The sequence below is a fragment of the Bacillus sp. C30 genome, from assembly GCF_040838255.1.
GTDB lineage: Bacteria > Bacillota > Bacilli > Bacillales > Bacillaceae_G > Bacillus_A > Bacillus_A mycoides.
The window spans coordinates 1-5,023 of record NZ_JBFPJH010000245.1 but is presented as its reverse complement, the minus strand read 5'-3'; the positions used below and the strand labels follow the sequence as shown (position 1 = coordinate 5,023).

The 5,023-nt window shown below is 33.7% G+C and carries 5 protein-coding genes and 1 pseudogene; 4 read left to right on the top strand and 2 right to left on the bottom strand.

All coding sequences use genetic code 11. The features are described 5' to 3' along the window. The 4 genes and pseudogenes from AB3X49_RS17545 to AB3X49_RS17530 form a co-directional block, all read left to right on the top strand. Positions 1–87, top strand: a pseudogene (locus AB3X49_RS17545) (GNAT family N-acetyltransferase); the annotation flags it as partial. 33 nt (positions 88–120) lie between these two features. After that, positions 121–717 (top strand): DUF1349 domain-containing protein, encoded by a 597-nt coding sequence (locus AB3X49_RS17540; protein ID WP_367963688.1) that lies wholly within the window; start codon positions 121–123, stop codon positions 715–717. Positions 718–979: 262 nt separating this feature from the next. Further along, entirely contained in the window at positions 980–2,734 is a 1,755-nt protein-coding gene (locus AB3X49_RS17535; protein ID WP_002168397.1) for an ABC transporter ATP-binding protein, read from the top strand. Next, on the top strand, positions 2,727–4,523 hold the full coding sequence (locus AB3X49_RS17530) for an ABC transporter ATP-binding protein (RefSeq protein ID WP_367963685.1): 1,797 nt from the start codon (positions 2,727–2,729) through the stop codon (positions 4,521–4,523). The genes AB3X49_RS17535 and AB3X49_RS17530 overlap by 8 nt, the downstream gene beginning before the upstream one ends. 65 nt (positions 4,524–4,588) lie before the next feature. Here the strand turns inward: AB3X49_RS17530 and AB3X49_RS17525 are convergent, their stop codons facing one another. Next, positions 4,589–4,858: a tyrosine-type recombinase/integrase gene (locus tag AB3X49_RS17525; RefSeq protein ID WP_050541049.1), complete on the bottom strand. Its 270-nt coding sequence runs from the start codon at positions 4,856–4,858 to the stop codon at positions 4,589–4,591. Then, complete coding sequence (locus AB3X49_RS23275) at positions 4,818–4,919, bottom strand: Arm DNA-binding domain-containing protein (protein ID WP_488175158.1); 102 nt, start codon at positions 4,917–4,919, stop codon at positions 4,818–4,820. The genes AB3X49_RS17525 and AB3X49_RS23275 overlap by 41 nt, the downstream gene beginning before the upstream one ends. Between the last annotated feature and the right edge of the window lie 104 nt (positions 4,920–5,023).

Here is a 5,023-nt window from a genome sequence, read left to right as displayed (position 1 = left end):
TTACAGACTAGTAAGTATTTAATGGTTCGAAGTAATAAAGAATTAGATTTTAAAGGTTATAAATTCCCGGTATTAACTGAGTTTTAAATATTAATTTAAATGCTTTTTTATGGAGGAATTATGAAAACATCATATATACCAAATCATATTGAGCAACTTACTGTAATGAACGCACCTGAATTTTACAAACTTGAAGACAATGATACATTCATTGTCCATTCGAAAGAAGAAACAGATTTTTGGCTGAAAACCCATTATGGTTTTGAAGTAATGAATGGCCATGTATTTTATGATGAGATAATGACAGATTTTCAGGCTGAGGTTCAATTGCGCATGAATCCAAATGCGACATACGATCAAGCGGGTTTATTTGTTATGATTTCTGAGAAGTGTTGGTTAAAAACATCTTTAGAATATATTCCTGAGGGCCCATCACATTTAGGTGCTGTCGTAACGAATAATGGCTATTCTGATTGGTCAACGCAAGACTATCCAAATGAGTTTGCTAAGCAACAATTACGTTTTCGAATTATTCGAAAACTTGGCGATTATACAATATATGTGAAAACGAGTCAGCGATGGGAACAAATAAGAATCGCTCATTTGATGGAGGACATAGGTAATGAGCCTGTTAAAATTGGTTTTTATACGTGTAGTCCTTCTGAAAATAATGGATTCGAGACCGAGGTTTTCGATTTTAAAATTGAACAAATATAGATGGGAAAACCGCATTCTTACTAAATGAGAATGCGGTTTTTATTAAGTTAAAGAGTATTCACATCAACTGGCAGTGAAAATGCCTGGTAGATTAAAGTTCCATTTTATTGACTAAAAATGATTTAAAACTTATCATTTAATAATGTTAAATATTAATTTACCTAATATAATAGGACTAATGGAGAAATTACAGACTATATCGCTCAAATAAGGAGGACTATAAATTATTCGATGGTAATTTCATGAAAAAAGGAGATTGTGTATGAAATCATTTCGCAAGTTGTTACAGTATTTAAAACCATACATGTTCTTCGCTATTATTGGACCGCTATTTATGGTACTTGAGGTTGCGATGGACTTAATTCAACCGACAATAATGCAACATATTATTGATGTTGGAATTGCAAACCGGGATTTGAATTATGTAATAAAAATGGGGCTTCTTATGATAGGAGCAGCAGCAATCGGTTTAATTGGAGGACTTGGTTGTATGATGTATTCTACAAAAGCTGCTGTTAATTTCGCTACAGACATACGAAAAGATGTGTTTGCGAAAATAGAAACATTTTCTAGCAAAAATCGTGATTCATTTGGAACAGGTAAATTATTAACAATCGTGACAAATGATATTACATCTATTCAATCGGCAATGACGATGACGTTACGTGTACTTGTCCGTGGACCGTTATTATTTATTGGAAGTATCATTATAGTCTTTGTAACAGCGAGAGACCTATTTCCAATTTTACTTGTTGTGGTACCCGTATTATTAGTTGCAATTGTATTGATTGCAGGTCAATCGAGCGGTTCATTTAAGCGAGTACAAGAAGCATTAGATAAAGTAAACACAAAGCTACAAGAAAATTTATCCGGTGTACGTGTTATAAAAGCATATGTAAGACAAAAATATGAAATCGCACAGTTTGAGAAAGTTAATACAAGTTTAACTGAAATAAATATTCGTGCAATACAAATTATTTCATTGATGATGCCAATTATTATGCTAGTTGTAAATAGCGGAATTGTAGCAACTTTATGGATTGGTGGCGAGAAAGTTTTTAACGGTACACTCCAAGTAGGGGCCATTTTAGCTTTTATTAACTATTTAAATATCATTTTAATGTCACTTATGTCTATTAGTATGGTATTTATTCAAATTGCCCGTGCTTTTCCATCAGCTGATCGTGTACAACAAGTCTTACATACTGAAGTTGATATTACAACTGAAGGCGACGTATATGAACCAAAACAAGTGGGTGGTAATGTAGAGTTTAAAAATGTTAGCTATAGTTATACGAAAAATAATGAATATGTTTTAAAAGATATTTCCTTTACTGTACGTAAAGGTGAAAAAATAGGGATTATTGGATCGACCGGAAGTGGTAAATCTACATTGGCGAAACTATTGCCACGACTTTACGATGTTGATCAAGGTGAAATATGTATAGATGATGTTAATGTGAAAGCATACGATTTGCAAAAACTTCGTGCTTCCATTGGCTTCGTTCCACAAAAGGCACTTCTTTTTTCAGGCAGTATAGAAGAGAATTTACGTTATGGCAAAGAAGATGCAACTTATGATGAATTGGAATTAGCATCTTCATCTGCTTGTGCGACTGAGTTTATCAATAAGCTGGAAGACTCTTATGAATATAACTTAACACAAGGTGCAACCAATCTATCTGGTGGTCAAAAACAACGTATATCTATTGCAAGAGCCCTAGTGAGAAAGCCATCTATTCTTGTATTAGACGATTCTACATCGGCAGTTGATGCGAAGTCAGAAGCTGTAATACAGGAAGCATTAAGGACAAGATATAGTGGCACAACGACATTTTTAATTGCATCAAAAATATCTTCTATTATAGATGCTGATAAAATCCTCGTTTTGAATAACGGTGAATTAGTTGGAAATGGTACGCATGAGGATTTATTGGCAACTTGTGAAGTGTATCAGGAAATTTATCTTTCCCAAGGTGGTAGCCTGCAGCAAGAAGGAGGGGAAGAGCGTGCGTAATTTTCAAGGACAATTTGGAAATAAAGGTGGACGTAACAATCCGAAAACGGGAAAAACTAAGAATACTAAAGGAACTATAATGCGAGTATGGAACTATATGGGGTATCAAAAAGCATCTCTTATGTTCGTTATTATTCTTGTATTTATCACGACATTACTAGGTTTACTTGGGCCATATTATATGGGGGTCATCATTGATGAATACATTGTACCGAAGGATTTAAGCGGGACAGCCAGAATGTGCATGCTACTCATTGTAATATATGGGATAACCGTATTATTAACATGGTTACAAACATTTGTAATGATTAATGTTGCATTAAAGACTATACAAAAAATACGACAAGATATTTTTGAAAAAATCCAAACACTTTCTCTACGATTCTTTGATGTACGTTCTCAAGGTGATTTAATGAGCCGTGTGACAAATGATATTGATAACTTAAATCAAGCTTTGACACAAAGTGTTGTGCAAATCATTTCATCAGCGTTAACGTTTATAGGTGTAACAATTGCGATGTTTTCATTAGATTGGATTTTAGCGATTGTAACTTTAATTACAGTACCTATTATGTTTTTCGTTACGAAAAAACTAGTTGCTTATAGTGGGAAAAACTTTGCGAAGCGTCAAAAGGATTTAGGAGAATTAAATGGATTTATTGAGGAAGCTATTACAGGCGCAGACGTAACTACGTTATACGGAAAAGAAAAAGAAACCGTACATAACTTTAATGAAATTAACGAACAGCTAAGAATTTCAGCAACGAAGGCTGAAACGTTTTCAGCATTTATTTTTCCAAGTATGAACTTTATTAATAACTTAGGAATGGGGCTTGTAATTGGAACTGGATCGGTAATGGTATTAAACGGAATGACAACAGTAGGTGTCATTGCAGCTTTTATTAATTATTCTCGACAATTTTCAAGACCACTTAGTCAATTTGCAACTTTAATGAATACGATTCAAGCGGCAGTTGCTGGAGGAGAACGTGTCTTTGAAATTATGGATGAAGTACCAGAAATTCAAAATAAAAAAGATGCAGTACTTGTACAAAATTTACAAGGACATGTTAGGCTTGAGAAAGTTTCATTTGGATACGCACAGGACAACATGATTTTAAAAGATGTGGGTCTCGAGGCGAATCCTGGGGAGACAATCGCTTTAGTCGGTCCAACTGGATCAGGAAAAACAACAATTATTAATTTGTTAACTCGCTTTTATGACATTCAAAAAGGGCAAATTAGCATTGATGAAAAAGATATAAAGGATTATGATATTAATTCTTTGCGGAGTAAAATAGGGGTTGTTTTACAGGATACGTATTTATTTGCAGGAACGATTATGGAAAATATTCGATATGGACGTTTAGATGCAAGTGATGAAGAAGTAGTTGCAGCAGCAAAAGCAGCATCAGCACATTCTTTTATAAAACATCTACCGAATCAATATGAAACGGAAATTGCTTCAGAAGGTTCGAATTTAAGTCAAGGACAAAAACAACTCCTTGCGATTGCACGAGCGATTTTAGCAGATGCAGATATATTAATTCTCGACGAAGCAACATCTAATATTGATACGAGAACAGAATTACAAATTCAATCTGGATTAAATAATTTAATGAGAGGGCGAACAAGTTTTGTAATCGCTCATCGGCTGAAAACGATTGAAAAAGCAGATCAAATACTTGTAATAAAAGATGGAAGTATTTTAGAGAGAGGAAATCATGAAACTCTCATGGAAGATGGTGGGTTTTACTTTGATTTGTATACGAGTCAGTTTAAAATTTAACAAAAACATTGATGTGGTGAGGTTTCTCTAGAAAAGAGAAACCTCATTTTTTATATTTGCAAACATTACCATCCGAATAGTCTTTCACTAAATGTTTTAACAGCGTCCTTTTGCAGACTAGGTGAAAAATGTGAATAGCGATTTAAGGTTATGAAAACGTCCTTATGATCCAATCGTTCGCTTACAATCTTTGGATGTACTCCTTGTTTTAAAAGAAGCGTTGCATGAGTATGGCGTAAATCATGAAATCTAATGTTTTTTAATTCGGATTTTTTCAAATAGGCTTTAAATGTATCACGAAAACCACTTTTGTCTTCTTTTTCCTGTCTCTGAATCAGCTCCGATATCGACAATAATACACCACTTTGTTCCTCTTTTTCGAATATGTCCTTTCACTTAAAACATTCCTTCATTGATTTTTGAATCATGTTGTAAAAGTATATTTGTAATTTTGCTGCTATGAAAATTACATGTTTGGACATATCGGCGATGGATATATT

Bases quoted from the DNA above. Each gene is read 5' to 3' on its own strand.
- AB3X49_RS17535 (WP_002168397.1), top strand. From the start codon at position 980: ATGAAATCATTTCGCAAGTTGTTACAGTATTTAAAACCATACATGTTC.
- AB3X49_RS17540 (WP_367963688.1), top strand. From the start codon at position 121: ATGAAAACATCATATATACCAAATCATATTGAGCAACTTACTGTAATG.